At 51.7% G+C, this 19334-nt stretch carries 16 protein-coding genes and 1 pseudogene; 13 read left to right on the top strand and 4 right to left on the bottom strand.

What is annotated here, in order from left to right; genetic code table 11:
- Positions 1-50 precede the first annotated feature (50 nt).
- From QUE34_RS16895 to QUE34_RS16875, 5 genes are all read left to right on the top strand, one after another.
- The gene (locus QUE34_RS16895; protein ID WP_032303679.1) at positions 51-836 is read left to right on the top strand and encodes an SDR family oxidoreductase; all 786 of its coding nucleotides are present in this window, start codon (positions 51-53) and stop codon (positions 834-836) included.
- Between the two features lie 69 nt (positions 837-905).
- A complete protein-coding gene (locus tag QUE34_RS16890; RefSeq protein WP_032303678.1) occupies positions 906-2360 on the top strand; it encodes an FAD-binding oxidoreductase in 1455 nt (484 codons plus the stop codon).
- 21 nt (positions 2361-2381) lie between these two features.
- Entirely contained in the window at positions 2382-3791 is a 1410-nt protein-coding gene (locus QUE34_RS16885; RefSeq protein WP_162754262.1) for an MFS transporter, read from the top strand.
- Entirely contained in the window at positions 3769-4548 is a 780-nt protein-coding gene (locus QUE34_RS16880; RefSeq protein WP_103253782.1) for an adenine nucleotide alpha hydrolase family protein, read from the top strand. The genes QUE34_RS16885 and QUE34_RS16880 overlap by 23 nt, the downstream gene beginning before the upstream one ends.
- Positions 4545-5405 carry an electron transfer flavoprotein subunit alpha/FixB family protein gene (locus tag QUE34_RS16875; RefSeq protein WP_103253783.1) on the top strand — a complete coding sequence of 287 codons (861 nt, stop codon included), beginning with the start codon at positions 4545-4547 and terminating at the stop codon, positions 5403-5405. Before QUE34_RS16880 ends, QUE34_RS16875 begins: the two co-directional genes overlap by 4 nt.
- A 146-nt stretch (positions 5406-5551) precedes the next feature.
- On the opposite strand, the gene QUE34_RS16870 is transcribed toward QUE34_RS16875, so the two are convergent.
- From QUE34_RS16870 to queD, 4 genes are all read right to left on the bottom strand, one after another.
- On the bottom strand, positions 5552-6127 hold the full coding sequence (locus QUE34_RS16870; RefSeq protein WP_103253784.1) for a glycerol-3-phosphate responsive antiterminator: 576 nt from the start codon (positions 6125-6127) through the stop codon (positions 5552-5554).
- A gap of 16 nt (positions 6128-6143) precedes the next feature.
- Positions 6144-6404: a ferredoxin family protein gene (locus QUE34_RS16865; RefSeq protein ID WP_000109507.1), complete on the bottom strand. Its 261-nt coding sequence runs from the start codon at positions 6402-6404 to the stop codon at positions 6144-6146.
- Complete coding sequence (locus QUE34_RS16860; RefSeq protein ID WP_032303673.1) at positions 6395-7666, bottom strand: FAD-dependent oxidoreductase; 1272 nt, start codon at positions 7664-7666, stop codon at positions 6395-6397. The genes QUE34_RS16865 and QUE34_RS16860 overlap by 10 nt, the downstream gene beginning before the upstream one ends.
- A gap of 77 nt (positions 7667-7743) precedes the next feature.
- Positions 7744-8106: a 6-carboxytetrahydropterin synthase QueD gene (gene queD, locus QUE34_RS16855; RefSeq protein WP_000108294.1), complete on the bottom strand. Its 363-nt coding sequence runs from the start codon at positions 8104-8106 to the stop codon at positions 7744-7746.
- A 318-nt stretch (positions 8107-8424) separates the two neighbouring features.
- On the opposite strand from queD, the gene cysJ reads away from it, so the two are divergent.
- The 8 genes and pseudogenes from cysJ to cas7e all read left to right on the top strand — a co-directional run bounded on the left by cysJ (position 8425) and on the right by cas7e (position 19324).
- Positions 8425-10230, top strand: coding sequence for an NADPH-dependent assimilatory sulfite reductase flavoprotein subunit (gene cysJ, locus QUE34_RS16850; protein WP_032303672.1), 1806 nt, complete (start codon positions 8425-8427; stop codon positions 10228-10230).
- Complete coding sequence (gene cysI, locus QUE34_RS16845) at positions 10230-11942, top strand: assimilatory sulfite reductase (NADPH) hemoprotein subunit (RefSeq protein WP_286338860.1); 1713 nt, start codon at positions 10230-10232, stop codon at positions 11940-11942. The genes cysJ and cysI overlap by 1 nt, the downstream gene beginning before the upstream one ends.
- Positions 11943-12015: 73 nt before the next feature.
- A complete protein-coding gene (cysH, locus tag QUE34_RS16840) occupies positions 12016-12750 on the top strand; it encodes a phosphoadenosine phosphosulfate reductase (RefSeq protein WP_000039850.1) in 735 nt (244 codons plus the stop codon).
- 262 nt (positions 12751-13012) lie between these two features.
- Positions 13013-13165: a Hok/Gef family protein gene (locus tag QUE34_RS16835; protein ID WP_000956458.1), complete on the top strand. Its 153-nt coding sequence runs from the start codon at positions 13013-13015 to the stop codon at positions 13163-13165.
- 195 nt (positions 13166-13360) lie between these two features.
- Positions 13361-16061, top strand: a pseudogene (gene cas3 / locus QUE34_RS16830) (CRISPR-associated helicase Cas3').
- 97 nt (positions 16062-16158) lie between these two features.
- Positions 16159-17721, top strand: a complete 1563-nt coding sequence (casA, locus tag QUE34_RS16825) for a type I-E CRISPR-associated protein Cse1/CasA (protein WP_032303667.1) — start codon at positions 16159-16161, stop codon at positions 17719-17721.
- Complete coding sequence (gene casB, locus QUE34_RS16820; protein WP_032303666.1) at positions 17718-18254, top strand: type I-E CRISPR-associated protein Cse2/CasB; 537 nt, start codon at positions 17718-17720, stop codon at positions 18252-18254. The genes casA and casB overlap by 4 nt, the downstream gene beginning before the upstream one ends.
- A 14-nt stretch (positions 18255-18268) precedes the next feature.
- Positions 18269-19324: a type I-E CRISPR-associated protein Cas7/Cse4/CasC gene (gene cas7e, locus QUE34_RS16815; RefSeq protein WP_032303665.1), complete on the top strand. Its 1056-nt coding sequence runs from the start codon at positions 18269-18271 to the stop codon at positions 19322-19324.
- Positions 19325-19334 lie beyond the last annotated feature (10 nt).

Here is a 19334-nt window from a genome sequence, read left to right as displayed (position 1 = left end):
GGGGGAAGTTACCTTTCTTTTTTTTTGCCTTACGGAAATTGGAGCTAACTATGTCAATCGAATCTCTCAATGCGTTCTCAATGGATTTTTTCTCCCTGAAAGGTAAAACCGCAATTGTTACTGGTGGGAATAGCGGTTTAGGCCAGGCATTTGCCATGGCACTGGCAAAAGCAGGCGCAAATATCTTTATTCCTAGTTTCGTTAAAGATAATGGCGAAACAAAGGAAATGATTGAAAAACAGGGGGTTGAGGTGGGCTTCATGCAGGTGGATATCACCGCAGAAGGCGCGGCGCAGAAGATAATTGCCGCCTGTTGTGAACGTTTCGGCACCGTCGATATTCTGGTTAACAATGCCGGTATATGTAAGCTGAATAAGGTGCTGGATTTCGGTCGTGCCGACTGGGACCCGATGATTGACGTGAACCTGACCGCCGCATTCGAGTTAAGCTACGAAGCGGCAAAAATTATGATCCCGCAGAAAAGCGGTAAAATCATTAATATCTGTTCACTGTTTTCCTACTTAGGTGGTCAATGGTCTCCTGCTTATTCTGCCACTAAACATGCTCTTGCCGGATTCACCAAAGCTTATTGCGATGAACTAGGTCAATATAATATTCAGGTAAATGGTATTGCCCCTGGCTATTATGCAACAGATATCACCCTGGCGACACGCAGTAATCCAGAAACTAATCAGCGCGTTCTTGATCATATTCCGGCAAACCGTTGGGGCGATACTCAGGATTTAATGGGCGCAGCCGTATTCCTCGCAAGTCCGGCTTCAAATTATGTTAACGGGCATTTATTAGTGGTCGATGGCGGTTATTTAGTGCGCTAATCCATAACGGTGGTTTCTGTTTTCTCTTATTAATGATTATTCCATTTTTATTATCAGGAAGGAATTACTATGTCTTTATCTCGCGCAGCGATTGTCGACCAGCTAAAGGAAATTGTTGGTGCAGATCGCGTAATTACCGATGAAACAGTATTAAAGAAAAACAGTATTGACCGTTTTCGCAAATTTCCGGATATTCATGGCATTTATACTTTGCCGATTCCGGCAGCGGTCGTAAAACTCGGTTCCACAGAACAAGTATCCCGTGTGCTGAATTTTATGAATGCGCACAAAATTAACGGTGTGCCGCGTACCGGTGCTTCCGCTACCGAAGGTGGACTGGAAACTGTTGTGGAAAACTCGATAGTGCTTGATGGCTCTGCAATGAATCAAATCATTAATATTGATATAGAGAATATGCAGGCGACGGCGCAATGTGGCGTTCCGCTGGAAGTGCTGGAAAACGCGTTGCGTGAAAAAGGTTACACCACGGGGCATTCTCCGCAGTCAAAACCGTTGGCGCAGATGGGGGGACTGGTGGCGACCCGTAGTATCGGGCAGTTCTCCACACTCTACGGCGCAATCGAGGATATGGTCGTTGGCCTGGAAGCAGTACTGGCTGATGGCACCGTGACACGCATTAAAAACGTGCCACGACGCGCGGCGGGCCCGGACATTCGTCACATCATCATCGGCAACGAAGGCGCATTGTGCTATATCACTGAAGTCACTGTGAAAATCTTTAAATTCACCCCGGAAAACAACCTCTTCTACGGTTATATCCTGGAAAACATGAAAACCGGCTTCAACATCCTACGTGAAATCATGGTGGAAGGATATCGTCCGTCGATCGCTCGTTTATATGATGCTGAAGATGGCACGCAACACTTCACCCATTTTGCCGACGGTAAATGTGTACTGATCTTTATGGCTGAAGGTAACCCTCGCATTGCGAAGGCGACGGGCGAAGGGATTGCAGAAATCGTGGCACGTTACCCGCAATGCCAGCGCGTGGACAGTAAGCTGATCGAAACCTGGTTTAACAACCTGAACTGGGGACCGGATAAAGTGGCTGCCGAACGTGTGCAGATCCTCAAAACCGGCAACATGGGCTTTACCACCGAAGTGTCCGGCTGCTGGAGTTGTATACACGAAATCTACGAAAGCGTTATTAACCGTATTCGTACCGAGTTCGCGCACGCCGACGACATCACCATGCTGGGCGGTCACTCCTCTCATAGCTATCAGAACGGCACCAACATGTACTTCGTCTACGACTACAACGTCGTTGACTGTAAGCCGGAAGAGGAAATCGACAAATACCACAATCCGCTCAACAAAATCATCTGCGAAGAAACCATTCGCCTCGGCGGTTCGATGGTACACCATCACGGTATCGGTAAACATCGTGTTCACTGGAGCAAACTGGAACACGGCAGCGCGTGGACATTGCTGGAAGGGCTGAAAAAACAGTTCGATCCTAACGGCATTATGAATACGGGTACTATCTATCCGATTGAAAAATAATGTGTCAGGCAGCGTTTCGCGATGACGGGGCGTTGTCTTTTCGGCTTCTCAACAGGGAAGCCGTTCTTATTACCGGACAATGAAGGGGTAAAGATGAACACTTCACCGGTGCGAATGGATGATTTACCGCTTAACCGTTTTCACTGTCGAATTGCTGCGCTGACTTTCGGCGCACACCTGACCGACGGTTATGTTCTCGGCGTCATTGGTTACGCCATAATTCAGCTTACACCCGCCATGCAACTGACGCCGTTTATGGCGGGAATGATCGGCGGCTCGGCGCTACTTGGCCTGTTTATCGGCAGCCTGGTTTTGGGCTGGATCTCCGACCATATCGGGCGGCAAAAAATCTTCACCTTCAGCTTTATGCTGATTACACTCGCCTCGTTCCTGCAATTTTTTGCCACCACGCCAGAGCATCTTATTGGACTGCGCATTTTGATCGGCATTGGGCTGGGAGGCGATTACTCAGTAGGCCACACCTTGCTGGCTGAATTTTCTCCGCGCCGCCATCGCGGTATTTTGCTGGGCGCTTTCAGCGTGGTGTGGACCGTAGGTTATGTGTTGGCAAGTCTTGCCGGACATCACTTTATTAGCGAAAGCCCCGAAGCCTGGCGATGGTTACTTGCATCGGCGGCATTTCCTGCCCTGTTGATTACGTTGTTACGTTGGGGAACGCCAGAATCGCCACGCTGGCTACTGCGCCAGGGGCGTTTTGCAGAAGCTCACGCTATCGTGCATCGCTATTTTGGTCCCCATGTTTTACTGGGCGATGAAGTGGCAACGGCGACCCATAAACACATCAAAACCTTGTTCTCTTCGCGCTACTGGCGGCGCACGGCGTTTAACAGTGTCTTCTTTGTCTGCCTCGTGATCCCGTGGTTTGTGATTTATACCTGGCTGCCAACTATCGCCCAGACTATTGGACTGGAAGATGCGCTGACTGCCAGCCTGATGCTTAATGCGTTGTTAATTGTGGGCGCGCTGCTGGGATTATTTCTGACGCACCTGCTGGCACATCGCAAATTTTTGCTGGGAAGTTTTTTGCTGCTGGCGGCAACGCTGGTAGTGATGGCCTGTTTGCCTTCTGGCAGTTCATTAACGCTGCTGCTTTTTGTTCTCTTCAGCACCACCATTTCGGCAGTCAGTAATCTGGTGGGCATTTTGCCTGCGGAAAGTTTTCCTACTGACATTCGCTCGCTGGGTGTCGGTTTTGCCACTGCCATGAGTCGGTTGGGGGCGGCGGTAAGTACTGGCCTGCTGCCGTGGGTGCTGGCGCAGTGGGGAATGCAAGTCACCTTATTGCTCCTGGCGGCAGTGTTGTTGGTTGGTTTTGTTGTGACCTGGCTATGGGCACCAGAAACCAAAGCACTCCCGCTGGTGGCGGCGGGAAATGTAGGAGGTACGAATGAACATTCTGTTAGCGTTTAAAGCCGAACCGGATGCCGGAATGCTGGCGGAAAAAGAGTGGCAGGCAGCGGCTCAGGGTAATAGCGGACCGGATGTTTCGCTTCTGCGAAGTTTACTCGGTGCTGATGAACAGGCTGCCGCCGCGCTGCTGTTGGCGCAGAGAAAAAACGGTATGTCGATGTCTTTAACCGCGTTGAGCATGGGGGATGAACGGGCGTTGCACTGGCTGCGCTATCTCATGGCTCTTGGGTTTGAGGAAGCTGTATTGCTGGAGACGGCGGCAGATATGCGCTTTGCGCCGGAATTTGTCGCTCGCCATATTGCCGAATGGCAGCGCCAGAATCCGCTGGATCTGATCATTACTGGCTGCCAGAGCAGCGAAGGGCAGAACGGGCAAACGCCATTTTTGCTGGCGGAAATGCTGACCTGGCCCTGCTTTACCCAGGTGGAGCGTTTTACTCTCGACGCACCGTTTATCTCGCTCGAACAGCGTACTGAACATGGATTACGCTGTTGTCGGGTTCGCTTGCCTGCGGTGATTGCCGTGCGCCAGTGTGGCGAGGTGGCCTTGCCAGTACCGGGAATGCGCCAGCGAATGGCTGCGGGGAAAGCTGAAATTATCCGCAAAACTGTTACTGCTGAATCGCCAGCGATGCAGTGCCGGCAACTGGAAAGGCCAGAGCAACGACGCGGTGCAACGCTTCTTGATGGGCCAACGGTAGCAGAAAAAGCGCAAAAACTGTGGCGGGATTATTTGTGCCAGAGGATGCAGCCATGAATATCGCAATTGTGACAATAAATCAGGACCATGCCGCAATAGCGAGCTGGCTGGCGGAGCAGGATTTCAGCGGCAGCACATTAACGCACTGGCAAATCGAGCCGCAGCCGATGGTCGCGGAACAGGTGCTGGATGCGCTGGTAGAACAGTGGCAGCGAACGCCTGCGGACGTTGTTCTCTTTCCGCCGGGAACGTTTGGCGATGAACTGGCTACCCGCCTGTCCTGGCGTTTACATGGTGCCAGTATATGCCAGGTGACTTCATTAAATATTCCAACCGGAAGCGTACGCAAATCCCACTGGGGAAATGCGCTAACGGCGACGCTGCAAACAGAAAAACGCCCGCTATGCCTTTCCCTTGCCCGCCAGGCGGGAGCAGTGAAAAATGCCACGTTGCCCTCTGGTATGCAGCAACTGAACATTGTCCCCGGCGCGCTTCCCGACTGGCTGGTTAGCACAGAGGATCTGAAAAATGTTACCCGTGACCCATTAGCTGAGGCCAGACGGGTGCTGGTGGTGGGGCAGGGCGGAGAGGCAGATAACCAGGAAATCGCTATGCTGGCAGAAAAGCTGGGAGCCGAAGTGGGCTACAGTCGGGCGCGAGTAATGAACGGTGGCGTTGATGCCGAAAAAGTGATTGGTATTTCCGGACATCTGCTGGCACCTGAGGTGTGTATTGTTGTTGGCGCTTCCGGCGCAGCAGCGTTAATGGCGGGCGTCCGCAATAGCAAGTTTGTGGTGGCGATTAATCATGACGCCAGCGCGGCGGTATTTTCACAGGCAGATGTTGGCGTGGTTGATGACTGGAAAGCGGTGCTGGAGGCACTGGTGACAACCATTCACGCAGATTGCCAATAACGTGCTGCCGGATGATCCTGCCTACGGTTCTGGGCTGGGGACTTGTAAGCCTGATAAGACGCGTCAAGCGTCGTATCAGGCGCTGAATGTCGGATGTGGCGTGCAGCCTACAAATCACACAAATTCAATTCGTTACGATTATCTCGTCAAAGCAATTTTTTCGCTAACGTCCAGACCCCGGTATTCGTGGTAGAAAGCGCCACTACACCGGCGTTAATCGCATTACGCGCATCTTCTTCATCGCACACCAGCCCGCCAGCAACCAGCGGCTGGTGGATTTTCTCCGTTACCCAGCCCAGTACTTTAGGCATACAGCCTGGCAGAATTTCAATACAATCCGGGTTCGATTGCGCAACCTGTTTATCAATGTTGTGAAATGAAATCGAATCAACAATAAACAAGCGATGAATACAGAAAAAGCCTTCCGCTCTCGCCGCTTTTAGCATTGACGCTTTGGTACTGATAATGCCGTCCGCCTCGGTCACCAGTTTCAGAAACTGAATTACTACTTCTTTATTTGACGCGCCTTCCAGCAAATCGACATGAATAAAAGCATATTTTCCGGCGTTCTTAATCTTTTTGACGATATGACTGATGGTGCAAATATTGCCGTACAACACGGAAATAAACCGGCATTCAGAGTCGATTGCCAGTTGCAGGCTGGCATTGTCTTTAACGGCAGCAATCACCGGATTCTGGCGGAGCAGGTGTAAGAGGGGCATAAATTATCCTTATTATTTATCCAAAGCGGTAGGTGATGCCGAATCCGGAAGGCGGATAGCGCCACTGTTGTAGGGTTTTTTCATCACACAGTAAACGGCAGGTGCCACACTCCAGGCAGCCGCGATAATCAACGCGTAAGTCGCCTTCCGGCGTGAGCGAAAAAAGACCAGCCGGACAAGCGTTAATCAACCGTTCTGCCGTCTGGCGCTCAACGGAGTCTGCCGGAACAATATGTGGCGCATCAGCAGCGCGCCAGAGATTACGGGCTACAGACATCGAATACTCCTGACAACATCGCCCGCCAGATGCCACAGGCCATGACGACGTAAATGACGCCAGAGCAACTGGCGCAGCGGCGGAACAGGTTTATCACCTTGATCCCATAAATCACGGGAAATATCCTGCATTAACGCAGGCCACGCCCGATACCAGCCAGGGCGTTGCAAAAGCGCCGGAACATGCTGATAACGCTGTAGAACATCCCACAACAGGCTGCGCTCTACGTTGTAATGATAAAGCGGAAACAGATTTTGCAGCTCGCGGTGCTGGCAGGCGCTTATCAGCGTTTGTGCCGCCGCCTGCGCGCCAGTCAGCGCCATATCCATGCCGCGCACGGAAATTCCGGTATTGACGCAACTGCGTAACGTATCGCCCACCAGCAGCCAGCCGTTACCGCCATATTGCACCGGCATACTGTGCAAGCCACCTTCTGGCACCAGATGCGCACCATACTCCAGTGATTCCGTGTTTTTGATAAGCGGGCGCACTGCCGGATGCGTTTTAAAGCGAGCCAGCAGCTCGCTTGCCGGAACACGACTTTGCGTAAGTGAAGAGAGCGGGCAAACAATCCCTAACGAGAGCGTTTGTTGATTAGTATAAAGAAATGCGCCGCCGGGTAAGTCATCACAGATTCCGCCGCTGAACAGCAACGCTGCGCCTTCGTTATTCTCCAGATGAAAACGTTCTTCAATAGCGGATGTTTCCAGTGAAAGAACTTCTTTGATCCCCAACGCCATCACTTCGCCAGCAGGACGAGTCACTAACCCGTGACGCTCAGCCAGGACGCTGTTGGCACCTTCTGCCAGCACCACATAACGGGCGCGGAGAATATCGTCACCACAAATAACGCCGCAAACTCTGCCGTTTTCTTCATACAGTGCATCCACCGTCGCACCAGGGATGCATTCGACACCTTCTTTTTCGGCTTCGGCAACCAGCCACGGATCGAACCGTGCACGTAATACGCTCCAGGATTCACCGCCGGGCTGTAAGCTGGAAAACGTCGTTGCGCCATCCGGCGTTAGCAGAGAAAGACTTTCGTGAGTGATGCGTCGTTCAAGAGGCGCGGTCAGGTGAAACTGAGGGAGGAGTTCCGCGAGCGCATGGGTGTATAAACGCCCGCCGGAAAGGTTTTTACTGCCGGGAATTTCAGCGCGTTCCAGTAACAGAACGGATAAACCTGCCCGCGCGCAGCGTAAAGCACAAGCGGTGCCTGCTATACCCGCACCAATAATAATAATGTCGCAGTCGTCTTCCATGTCATGCCCCAGATATCCAGAGCGCAACACCCTAACATAGCGTTACTTAAGGGAAATTGACCGCCGACACACTCTTATCATTCGCCGCGATAGATACAACCTGCGGTGCAGGTTTCTTTTACCATCACCGCACTTAACAGCGGCACAACGGGTTTAACCTGATCCCAAATCCATTTTGCTAAAACTTCGCTGGTTGGGTTTTCCAGACCTGGAATATCATTGAGATAATGGTGATCGAGGCGCTCATAAGTTGGCTTAAACGCTGCTTTCAGTTCAGCGAAATCGATAATCCAGCCCGTATGCGGATCGACTTCCCCGGTAATTTCCAGTCGCACCATAAAGGAATGCCCGTGCAGGCGACCACATTTATGTCCTTCCGGGACGTGTGGTAAGCGGTGAGCGGCTTCGAAGGTGAAATCTTTAAATAACGTGGTGGACATCATAATTTCTCTACATGACGATAAAACCGCCGTAGAGTACCGGAAAGGCTGTTTTTTCGCATTATCTAAAACGACTTTGTTGCGCAAAATCGCTGATTTATCTTAATGATTGGCTAAATTCATTTGTTTTTCATTGGGTTGGTTAATCTGTTTTGTTGTTAAAGACTATTGCTAAAACAGGTTAGTCGATTTGGTTATTAGTTATCGCTATCCCGTCTTTAATCCACACCGTTCACCCCGTTAACCTTACCTTCTCTTCTGTTTTATGGGCGCTGACAGGGCGCAGAAACAGCTTTGCTTACTGGAACATAACGACGCATGACGACACAGGTCCCACCTTCCGCGTTGCTTCCGTTGAACCCGGAGCAACTGGCACGCCTTCAGGCGGCCACGACCGATTTAACTCCCACCCAGCTTGCCTGGGTTTCTGGCTATTTCTGGGGCGTGCTCAACCAACAGCCTGCTGCGCTTACAGCGACGCCAGCGCCCGCCCCCGCCGCAGAAATGCCGGGTATAACTATTATCTCCGCTTCGCAAACCGGCAATGCGCGCCGGGTTGCTGAAACATTACGCGATGATTTATTAGCGGCAAAACTGAACGTTAAGCTGGTGAACGCGGGCGACTATAAATTCAAACAAATCGCCAGCGAAAAACTGCTCATCGTGGTGACGTCAACGCAAGGTGAAGGGGAACCGCCGGAAGAAGCCGTCGCGCTGCATAAGTTCCTGTTCTCCAAAAAAGCGCCAAAGCTGGAAAACACTGCATTTGCCGTGTTTAGCCTCGGCGATAGCTCTTATGAATTTTTCTGCCAGTCCGGGAAAGATTTTGACAGCAAGCTGGCGGAACTGGGCGGTGAACGCCTGCTCGACCGTGTCGATGCCGACGTTGAATACCAGGCTGCTGCCATCGAGTGGCGCGCCCGCGTGGTTGATGTTCTGAAGTCCCGTACGCCTGTCGCGGCACCTTCGCAATCCGTCGCTACTGGCGCGGTAAATGAAATCCACACCAGCCCGTACAGCAAAGACGCGCCGCTGGTGGCGAGCCTCTCTGTTAACCAGAAAATTACCGGGCGTAACTCTGAAAAAGACGTTCGCCATATCGAAATTGACTTAGGTGACTCGGGCCTGCGTTACCAGCCGGGTGACGCGCTGGGCGTCTGGTATCAGAACGATCCGGCACTGGTGAAAGAACTTGTCGAACTGCTGTGGCTGAAAGGCGATGAACCTGTCACCGTCGAGGGCAAAACGTTACCTCTGAACGAGGCCCTACAGTGGCACTTCGAACTGACCGTCAACACCGCCAACATCGTTGAGAACTACGCCACGCTTACCCGCAGTGAAACGCTGCTGCCGCTGGTGGGCGATAAAGCGAAGTTACAGCATTACGCCGCGACGACGCCGATTGTCGATATGGTGCGTTTCTCTCCGGCACAGCTTGACGCTGAAGCCCTCATTAACTTGCTGCGCCCGCTGACGCCGCGCCTGTATTCCATCGCCTCCTCGCAGGCGGAAGTCGAGAACGAAGTACACGTCACCGTTGGTGTCGTTCGTTATGACATTGAAGGCCGCGCCCGTGCCGGTGGTGCCTCCAGCTTCCTTGCGGATCGTGTGGAAGAAGAGGGCGAAGTCCGCGTCTTTATCGAACATAACGATAACTTCCGCCTGCCCGCTAACCCGGAAACGCCGGTGATTATGATTGGTCCAGGCACCGGCATCGCGCCGTTCCGCGCCTTTATGCAGCAACGTGCTGCTGACGAAGCGCCGGGCAAAAACTGGCTGTTCTTTGGCAATCCGCACTTTACGGAAGATTTCCTCTACCAGGTGGAGTGGCAGCGCTACGTCAAAGAGGGCGTGCTGACACGTATTGATCTTGCCTGGTCGCGCGATCAAAAAGAAAAAGTTTACGTACAAGACAAACTGCGCGAACAGGGCGCAGAGCTGTGGCGCTGGATCAATGACGGTGCCCACATTTATGTCTGCGGCGACGCTAATCGCATGGCGAAAGACGTTGAACAGGCACTTCTGGAAGTGATTGCCGAATTTGGTGGCATGGACACCGAAGCGGCGGATGAATTTTTAAGTGAGCTGCGCGTAGAGCGCCGTTATCAGCGAGATGTCTACTAATGAACGAAAAACATCCAGGGCCTTTAGTGGTCGAAGGAAAACTGACAGACGCGGAGCGCATGAAGCTTGAGAGCAACTACCTGCGCGGGACCATTGCGGAAGATTTAAACGACGGTCTGACCGGCGGCTTTAAGGGCGACAACTTCCTGCTGATCCGTTTCCACGGTATGTATCAGCAGGATGACCGCGATATCCGCGCGGAACGTGCTGAACAGAAGCTGGAACCGCGTCATGCGATGCTGCTGCGCTGCCGTCTGCCGGGTGGGGTGATCACCACTAAACAGTGGCAGGCAATTGATAAATTCGCCGGTGAAAACACCATTTATGGCAGCATTCGCCTGACCAACCGCCAGACGTTCCAGTTCCACGGCATTCTGAAAAAGAACGTCAAACCGGTGCACCAGATGCTGCATTCGGTCGGTCTTGATGCGCTGGCGACCGCCAACGACATGAACCGTAACGTGTTGTGCACCTCGAACCCGTACGAGTCGCAACTGCACGCAGAAGCGTATGAGTGGGCGAAGAAAATCTCTGAACATCTGCTGCCGCGTACCCGCGCCTACGCGGAGATCTGGCTCGATCAGGAGAAAGTCGCCACCACCGATGAAGAACCGATCCTCGGTCAGACCTACCTGCCGCGTAAATTCAAAACCACGGTAGTGATCCCACCGCAGAACGATATCGATCTGCACGCCAACGACATGAACTTTGTGGCGATCGCGGAAAACGGCAAGCTGGTGGGCTTCAACCTGCTGGTGGGCGGTGGGCTTTCTATCGAACACGGCAACAAGAAAACCTACGCCCGCACGGCGAGCGAGTTTGGCTATCTGCCACTGGAGCATACGCTGGCGGTGGCGGAAGCGGTCGTTACCACTCAGCGTGACTGGGGTAATCGTACTGACCGTAAAAACGCCAAAACCAAATACACGCTGGAGCGCGTGGGTGTTGAGACGTTTAAAGCAGAAGTGGAACGTCGCGCGGGGATCAAATTTGAGCCGATCCGTCCTTATGAATTTACCGGACGCGGCGATCGTATCGGCTGGGTAAAAGGGATCGACGACAAATGGCACCTGACGCTGTTTATCGAAAATGGCCGAATTATTGATTATCCGGGGCGTCCGCTGAAAACCGGCCTGCTGGAGATCGCAAAGATCCACAGAGGTGATTTCCGCATTACGGCGAACCAGAATCTGATCATCGCTGGTGTACCGGAAAGCGAGAAAGCGAAGATTGAGAAGATCGCCAAAGAGAGCGGATTGATGAATGCCGTCACGCCGCAGCGCGAAAACTCAATGGCCTGCGTGTCATTCCCGACTTGCCCGTTGGCGATGGCGGAAGCGGAGCGTTTCCTGCCGTCGTTTATCGATAACATCGATAATTTAATGGCGAAACATGGTGTCAGCGATGAGCACATCGTGATGCGTGTAACAGGCTGCCCGAACGGTTGTGGTCGCGCGATGCTGGCGGAAGTTGGCCTGGTGGGTAAAGCGCCTGGGCGCTACAACCTGCATCTTGGTGGCAACCGCATTGGGACACGTATCCCACGGATGCATAAAGAAAACATCACCGAGCCGGAAATCCTGGCGACGCTTGATGAACTGATAGGGCGCTGGGCGAAAGAACGTGAAGCGGGTGAAGGCTTCGGCGACTTTACGGTGCGTGCGGGCATCATTCGCCCGGTGCTCGATCCGGCGCGCGATTTGTGGGATTAACCATCAGTCCAGTCTTGTAGGCCTGATAAGACGCGTAAGCGTCGCATCAGGCAAGGCAAACAGTGAGGAATCTATGTCCAAACTCGATCTAAATGCCCTGAACGAACTGCCGAAGGTAGATCGCATTCTGGCGCTGGCGGAAACTAACGCCGAGCTTGAAAAACTGGATGCTGAAGGCCGCGTTGCCTGGGCGCTGGATAATCTGCCCGGTGAATATGTACTTTCTTCCAGCTTTGGCATTCAGGCGGCGGTGAGCCTGCATCTGGTGAATCAGATTCGCCCGGATATTCCGGTGATCCTCACCGATACCGGTTATCTGTTCCCGGAAACCTACCGCTTTATTGACGAGTTAACGGACAAACTCAAGCTCAACCTGAAAGTGTACCGCGCTACCGAAAGCGCCGCCTGGCAGGAAGCACGCTACGGCAAACTGTGGGAACAGGGCGTTGAAGGCATTGAAAAGTACAACGATATCAACAAAGTCGAACCGATGAACCGGGCGCTGAAAGAACTAAACGCGCAAACGTGGTTTGCTGGCCTGCGCCGTGAACAATCCGGCAGCCGCGCTAATTTACCGGTGCTGGCAATTCAGCGTGGCGTATTTAAGGTGCTGCCCATTATTGACTGGGATAATCGGACGATATATCAGTATCTGCAAAAACATGGCCTGAAATATCATCCATTATGGGACGAAGGATATTTATCGGTCGGTGATACCCATACAACCCGTAAATGGGAACCTGGTATGGCGGAAGAAGAAACGCGTTTCTTTGGCTTAAAAAGGGAATGTGGGCTGCACGAAGGGTAAATATTGCCGGATAAAATAAACGCCTCTGTCAGAAATGATGGGGCGTTTTTATTTTGCGAGCAGCATTCCGGCATTTAAACGTGAATATAGCAAGGGAAATCAACAGTTATAGAATGGCGTCGGGTGCTTGAGGCTGTCTGGCGTTGAGCATTCGCGAGGTTCCAGATGGACAAAAGCCCCAGGCGATATTTCTATCAACCTGAGGCTCGCGTTCGAACGTAGCAATTCGGATGTTAGTCTCTTCTTTGCAGGGAGGCAAGACATGCTGACAAAATATGCCCTTGTGGCAATCATCGTACTGTGTTGTACAGTACTGGGATTCACGCTGATGGTAGGCGACTCGTTGTGTGAGTTGAGTATCAGAGAACGTGGTATGGAGTTTAAGGCAGTTCTCGCTTACGAATCGAAGAAGTAGCCACCACGCGGGGGTAAAACCCCGCGTATTGAATTGTGATGGTTTGGTCTCCTGCACCCTTTTTTTCATTTATATTGTTTTTGTGAATATTATGCCTGTGTTTATTATTTATATATATCACCAATGAAAATCATTGAATTATTTACAATGTAAATATTTTATTGAACGATATATATCACAGATAATTCTTAATATATGCGTAAATATCCTTTAAGTTTTACTGAAGGATAAAAACATTGTGACTTTCTTTGATTTCTGGGGAAAAACCCGACGTGGCGAGAAAGAGGGTGGCGACGATTATCACCTTCTTTGCTGGCATTCGCTGGATGTAGCCGCGATAGGCTATTTAATGGTCAAAAACAACTGTTTCGGGCTGGCTGACTATTTTCGTCAATTAGGTTTCGCTGACACGGATCAGGCAGCACAATTTTTCGCCTGGTTGTTGTGCTGGCACGATACTGGAAAATTTGCCCGCTCATTTCAGCAACTTTACCTGCACCCACAACTCAAGGTTCCGGAAGGCGCAAGAAAGAATTACGAAAAGATCTCTCATTCAACGCTGGGTTACTGGTTGTGGCATCATTATTTAATTGAATGTGAAGAGTTGCTTCCTTCATCTTCACTCTCTTTGCGCAAACTTAAACGGGTAATAGATATGTGGATGCCCGTGACGACCGGGCATCATGGTCGGCCTCCTGACCGTATCGATGAACTGGACAACTTTCTGCCTGAAGACAAAGCTGCCGCACGAGATTTTCTCCTTGCAATCAAGTCACTGTTTCCGCTCATAGAGATCCCCACATTCTGGGATGATGACGAGGGCGTTGAACTTATAAAACATCTTTCCTGGTATATATCTGCAACCGTCGTACTCGCAGACTGGACGGGATCGTCAACGCGGTTTTTTCCACGCGTCGCACATGTAATGGATATTAAAGATTACTGGCAGAATGCTTTAGCTCAGGCTCAAAACGCATTAACCGTCTTTCCTCCAAAAGCAGAAACCGCACCTTTCACTGGAATTAACACGCTGTTTCCTTTTATTGAGAACCCAACACCGTTACAGCAAAAGGTGCTGGATCTGGATATCAGCCAGCCAGAACCGCAGTTGTTTATTCTGGAAGATGTGACTGGCGCAGGTAAAACAGAAGCGGCGCTTATCCTGGCGCACAGGTTGATGTCTGCGGGTAACGCTCAGGGGCTGTTTTTTGGTTTGCCGACAATGGCAACGGCCAATGCCATGTACGATAGGCTGGTCAAAACCTGGCTTGCTTTCTATTCGCCGGAATCCCGCCCCAGCCTGGTGCTGGCACACAGCGCTCGTTCGCTAATGGATCGCTTTAACGCATCGCTGTGGTCTGGTGATTTTGTGGGGTCAGAAGAACCGGATGAACAAGCGTTCAGTCAGGGATGTGCGGCCTGGTTTGCTGGCAGTAACAAGAAGGCGTTGCTGGCTGAAATTGGCGTCGGCACGCTGGATCAGGCGATGATGGCGGTGATGCCGTTCAAACATAATAATCTGCGGCTTCTGGGGCTGAGTAACAAAATCCTGCTAGCCGATGAGATCCACGCCTGTGACGCTTATATGTCGTGCATTCTTGAAGGGCTGATCGAGCGGCAGGCGCGTGGCGGAAACAGCGTTATTTTGCTTTCTGCTACGTTGTCTCAACAGCAGCGTGACAAACTCGTCGCCGCCTTTGCGCGTGGTGCAGAGGGCCAGCAAGAAGCTCCGTTGCTGGAAAAAGATGATTATCCCTGGCTGACGCATGTCACGAAATCCGATGTGCATTCGCACCGGGTAGCGACGCGCAAAGACGTTGAGCGCAGCGTGAGTGTGGGTTGGCTTCATAGCGAACAAGAGTGTATTGCGCGTATCGAATCGGCGGTAAGTCAGGGGAAATGCATCGCCTGGATTCGGAATTCTGTCGATGACGCCATCCAGGTTCATCGTCAGCTGCTTGCCCGCGGCGTCATTCCTGCTTCCAGCCTTTCACTTTTTCATAGCCGCTTTGCTTTTAGCGATCGCCAGCGAATTGAAACGGAGACGCTGGCACGCTTTGGTAAAGAAGACTGTTCACAGCGTGCCGGAAAAGTCCTCATTTGTACTCAGGTCCTGGAGCAGAGCGTCGACTGCGACCTGGACGAAATGATTTCCGACCTTGCCCCTGTTGATTTACTGATCCAGCGAGCAGGGCGATTACAGCGACATATCCGCGATATTAATGGTCAGTTAAAGCGTGACGGTAAAGACGAGCGTCACCCTCCTGTATTGCTGATTCTGGCCCCCGTCTGGGACGACTCTCCGGGTGAAGAATGGTTTGCCAGTGCCATGCGTAACAGTGCATTTGTCTATCCCGATCATGGGCGAATCTGGTTGACGCAGCGTGTGCTGCGTGAACAAGGCGCGATTCAGATGCCACACTCAGCCCGGCTTCTGATTGAATCAGTCTACGGTGAGGACGTGGTAATGCCGGAAGGGTTTGCCCGCAGCGAGCAGGAGCAAGTGGGCAAATACTACTGCGATCGTTCAATGGCTAATAAGTTTGTGCTGAACTTCAGGCCCGGCTATGCCGCCAATATCAACGATTACCTTCCGGAAAAACTGTCGACACGTCTGGCTGAGGAGTCTGTTTCCTTGTGGTTGGCTACCTGTATTGACGGTGTGGTGAAGCCTTATGCCACTGGCGCTCACGCATGGGAAATGAGCGTTGTCAGAGCGCGCCAAAGCTGGTGGAAAAAACATCGGGATGAGTTTTCTTTACTGGAAGGGGATGCGTTCAGGCAGTGGTGCGTTGAACAGCGGCAAGATCCGGAGATGGTAAATGTGATTTTAGTTACCGATGACGAAAGTTGCGGGTATTCGGCTACGGAGGGATTGATTGGCAAGGTTGGTTGAGATGCCTGCGACAGGATTCTCTGAATAGTTGATACACAAAAAAGGATGGAAGGATGGATAACCGACCTGGGATGGTCTTTTTTACGAGAGGATGCGTATGAACTCGTTTTCACTTCTGACAACCCCGTGGTTGCCCGTTCGTTATAAAGACGGAACGACAGGCAAACTGGCGCCAGTCGATCTGGCGGATGAAAATGTTGTCGATATCGCTGCGCCGCGGGCAGATCTCCAGGGGGCGGCATGGCAGTTTTTGCTGGGACTACTACAAACCAGCTTCGCGCCCAAAAATCACGGTCGTTGGGATGATATCTGGGAAGACGGGCTGGAGGTTGAAAAGCTACGGGAAGCATTGCTGTCTTTAGAACACGTTTTCCAGTTTGGCCCAGATTCCCCTTCATTTATGCAGGATTTCGAGGCGCTTACGGGAGATAAAGTTCCGGTAGCTTCATTACTGCCTGAAATTCCCGGCTCTCAAACGACGAAGTTTAATAAAGACCACTTTATCAAGCGTGGTGTAACGGAACACCTGTGCCCCCATTGCTTAGCATTGGCCTTGTTCTCTTTACAGTTGAATGCACCAGCGGGCGGCAAAGGCTATCGCACCGGTTTGCGCGGCGGTGGGCCGATGACGACGCTGATTGAATTGCAGGAATATCAGGGCAATCAACAAACTCCCTTGTGGCGCAAACTGTGGCTCAACGTGATGCCGCAGGATGAATCTGACTTACCGCTACCCAAAAAATTTGACGATCTGGTTTTCCCCTGGCTTGGCCCGACGCGTACCAGTGAACTGGCCGGTGCGGTGGTAACTGATGATCAGGTCAACAAACTCCAGGCGTACTGGGGAATGCCTCGGCGCTTACGTGTTGATTTTAATACCACGACAGTCGGCAACTGCGATATTTGCGGTGAGCAGAGCGACGCGCTCCTGAGCCTGATGACGACCAAAAATTACGGTGCGAATTATGCCATGTGGCAGCATCCCTTAACGCCCTACCGTGTACCACTTAAAGAGGGCGGCGAGCTTTACTCGGTCAAGCCACAACCGGGCGGTTTAATCTGGCGCGACTGGTTAGGTCTTATCGAAACGGGTAAGTCAGAAAACAATACGGAATTTCCCGCGCTGGTGGTGAAACTCTTTAATGCCAGCAGTCTGAAACAGGCAAAAGTGGGCCTGTGGGGATTTGGCTATGATTTCGACAACATGAAAGCGCGCTGTTGGTACGAACACCATTTCCCGCTACTGCTCAATAAAAAAGAAGGCCAGATACCAAAGCTGCGGCTGGCTGCGCAAACGGCTTCACGGATTCTAAGTCTGTTACGGAGTGCATTGAAAGAAGCATGGTTCTCCGATCCAAAAGGTGCACGGGGTGATTTCAGTTTTGTGGATATCGACTTCTGGAACAAAACTCAGCATCGCTTCCTGAGGTTAGTGCGTCAAATTGAAGAAGGTCAGGAGCCGGATGAATTACTCAGCAAATGGCAAAAGGAAATGTGGTTATTCGCGCGTCAGGATTTTGACGAGCGGGTATTCACTAATCCTTATGAGCCCGTTGATTTGAAACGCGTCATGACCGCGCGCAAGAAATATTTTACAACATCGGCGGAGAAGCAAAGTGCTAAAGCCGCCAGGGAGAAAAAGCAGGAGGCTGCTGAATGAGTATTGTAAAAGAGGAGCACAAAGCCACGCTGCGCAAATGGCACGAGGAATTGCAGGAAAAACGCGGCAATCGTGCCAGTCTGCGGCGTAGTACGACGGTTAATGATGTTTGTTTGTCAGAAGGGTTTCGTTCTCTGCTGATGCAGACCCACACGTTGTGGAAAGTTGAAGCGCAAGAGTGGCGTTTTACCGCACTGGCACTGGTCGCTGCAGTTAGCGCCAATGTAAAAGCCATTGATGAACGGCAGCCTTTTGCCGCGCAGCTGGCGGCAGTAATGTCAGAAGGGCGGTTTTCGCGCCTGTCGGCAGTAAAAACGCCGGATGATTTACTGCGCCAGTTACGTCGCGCGGTCAAATTATTAAACGGTTCCGTCAATCTTATCTCTTTGGCAGACGATATTTTCCGCTGGTGCCAGGAGAGTGACGACCTGCTCAACCATCACCGCCGTCAGCAGCGGCCAACAGAATTTATCCGTATCCGCTGGGCGCTGGAATATTACAAGGCTGGCGACGCCGATAACGAACAAAATTAATAAAGGACTATCTCATGACGACATTTATTCAGCTCCATTTGTTAACCGCTTACCCTGCAGCCAACCTTAACCGTGATGACACCGGTGCGCCGAAAACCGTGGTGCTGGGTGGAGCAACGCGTCTGCGCGTTTCCTCGCAAAGTCTGAAACGTGCGTGGCGCACTTCTGCACTTTTTGAACAGGCGCTGGCGGGCCATATTGGTATTCGTAGTGGGCGTATCGCGCGCGAGGCAGCAACTATCATGATTGAGAAAGGAATCGAAGAAAAAAAAGCCATCGAATGGGCGGCAGATATTGCCGATTATCTTGGTAAAGCCAAAAAAGACAAAAAAACAAAAGATCCGCTCACTAACGCTGAAACTGAACAGCTCGTCCATATCAGCCCGGCAGAATTTGACGCCGTAAAAGCGCTGGCCCATCAACTGGCAGAAGAAAAGCGCGCGCCAAAAGAGGACGATCTCGCTTTGTTACGTAAAGATCGTATGGCGGTAGATATCGCCATGTTTGGTCGTATGCTGGCGAATAAACCCGAGTTTAATGTTGAAGCCGCCTGTCAGGTCGCGCACGCGTTTGGTGTCAGTGAAACGATTGTCGAAGATGATTTTTTCACCGCCGTTGATGATTTGCGCCAGGCCTCTGAAGATGCTGGTGCAGGGCATCTTGGTGAAACTGGGTTTGGTTCTGCGCTGTTCTACACCTATATCTGCATTGATAAAGATCTGCTGGTCGAAAACCTCGGCGGTGACGAAGCATTAGCTAATCAGACCCTGCGCGCCTTTACGGAAGCAGCGTTTAAAGTTTCCCCAACCGGTAAACAAAACAGCTTTGCCAGCCGTGCCTACGCCTCCTGGGCGCTGGCAGAAAAAGGCACCGAACAACCGCGTTCTCTGGCGGCGGCTTTCTATGAACCCATTAATGGCACACGTCAGTTAGATGTGGCAGTGCAGCGTATTACAACGCTTCGCGAAAACATGAATACGGTTTACGAACAGAAGACCGAATGCGCAAGTTTTGACGTGATGAACAAACAGGGAAGCATGAAGGACGTGCTGGACTTTATCTGCGCGTAAGGGGCGGCTT

Origin of the sequence: Escherichia sp. KS167_9B (assembly GCF_030295215.1) — a bacterium.
Lineage (GTDB): Bacteria > Pseudomonadota > Gammaproteobacteria > Enterobacterales > Enterobacteriaceae > Escherichia > Escherichia coli_F.
This window is presented reverse-complemented; position numbering and strand designations above follow the sequence as displayed.

Bases quoted from the DNA above. Each gene is read 5' to 3' on its own strand.
- QUE34_RS16860 (WP_032303673.1), bottom strand. From the start codon at position 7,666: ATGGAAGACGACTGCGACATTATTATTATTGGTGCGGGTATAGCAGGC.
- QUE34_RS16885 (WP_162754262.1), top strand. From the start codon at position 2,382: ATGACGGGGCGTTGTCTTTTCGGCTTCTCAACAGGGAAGCCGTTCTTA.
- cysH (WP_000039850.1), top strand. From the start codon at position 12,016: ATGTCCAAACTCGATCTAAATGCCCTGAACGAACTGCCGAAGGTAGAT.
- cas7e (WP_032303665.1), top strand. From the start codon at position 18,269: ATGACGACATTTATTCAGCTCCATTTGTTAACCGCTTACCCTGCAGCC.
- QUE34_RS16870 (WP_103253784.1), bottom strand. From the start codon at position 6,127: ATGCCCCTCTTACACCTGCTCCGCCAGAATCCGGTGATTGCTGCCGTT.
- queD (WP_000108294.1), bottom strand. From the start codon at position 8,106: ATGTCCACCACGTTATTTAAAGATTTCACCTTCGAAGCCGCTCACCGC.
- cysI (WP_286338860.1), top strand. From the start codon at position 10,230: ATGAACGAAAAACATCCAGGGCCTTTAGTGGTCGAAGGAAAACTGACA.
- casB (WP_032303666.1), top strand. From the start codon at position 17,718: ATGAGTATTGTAAAAGAGGAGCACAAAGCCACGCTGCGCAAATGGCAC.
- QUE34_RS16890 (WP_032303678.1), top strand. From the start codon at position 906: ATGTCTTTATCTCGCGCAGCGATTGTCGACCAGCTAAAGGAAATTGTT.
- cysJ (WP_032303672.1), top strand. From the start codon at position 8,425: ATGACGACACAGGTCCCACCTTCCGCGTTGCTTCCGTTGAACCCGGAG.
- casA (WP_032303667.1), top strand. From the start codon at position 16,159: ATGAACTCGTTTTCACTTCTGACAACCCCGTGGTTGCCCGTTCGTTAT.
- QUE34_RS16875 (WP_103253783.1), top strand. From the start codon at position 4,545: ATGAATATCGCAATTGTGACAATAAATCAGGACCATGCCGCAATAGCG.
- QUE34_RS16880 (WP_103253782.1), top strand. From the start codon at position 3,769: ATGAACATTCTGTTAGCGTTTAAAGCCGAACCGGATGCCGGAATGCTG.
- QUE34_RS16835 (WP_000956458.1), top strand. From the start codon at position 13,013: ATGCTGACAAAATATGCCCTTGTGGCAATCATCGTACTGTGTTGTACA.
- QUE34_RS16865 (WP_000109507.1), bottom strand. From the start codon at position 6,404: ATGTCTGTAGCCCGTAATCTCTGGCGCGCTGCTGATGCGCCACATATT.
- QUE34_RS16895 (WP_032303679.1), top strand. From the start codon at position 51: ATGTCAATCGAATCTCTCAATGCGTTCTCAATGGATTTTTTCTCCCTG.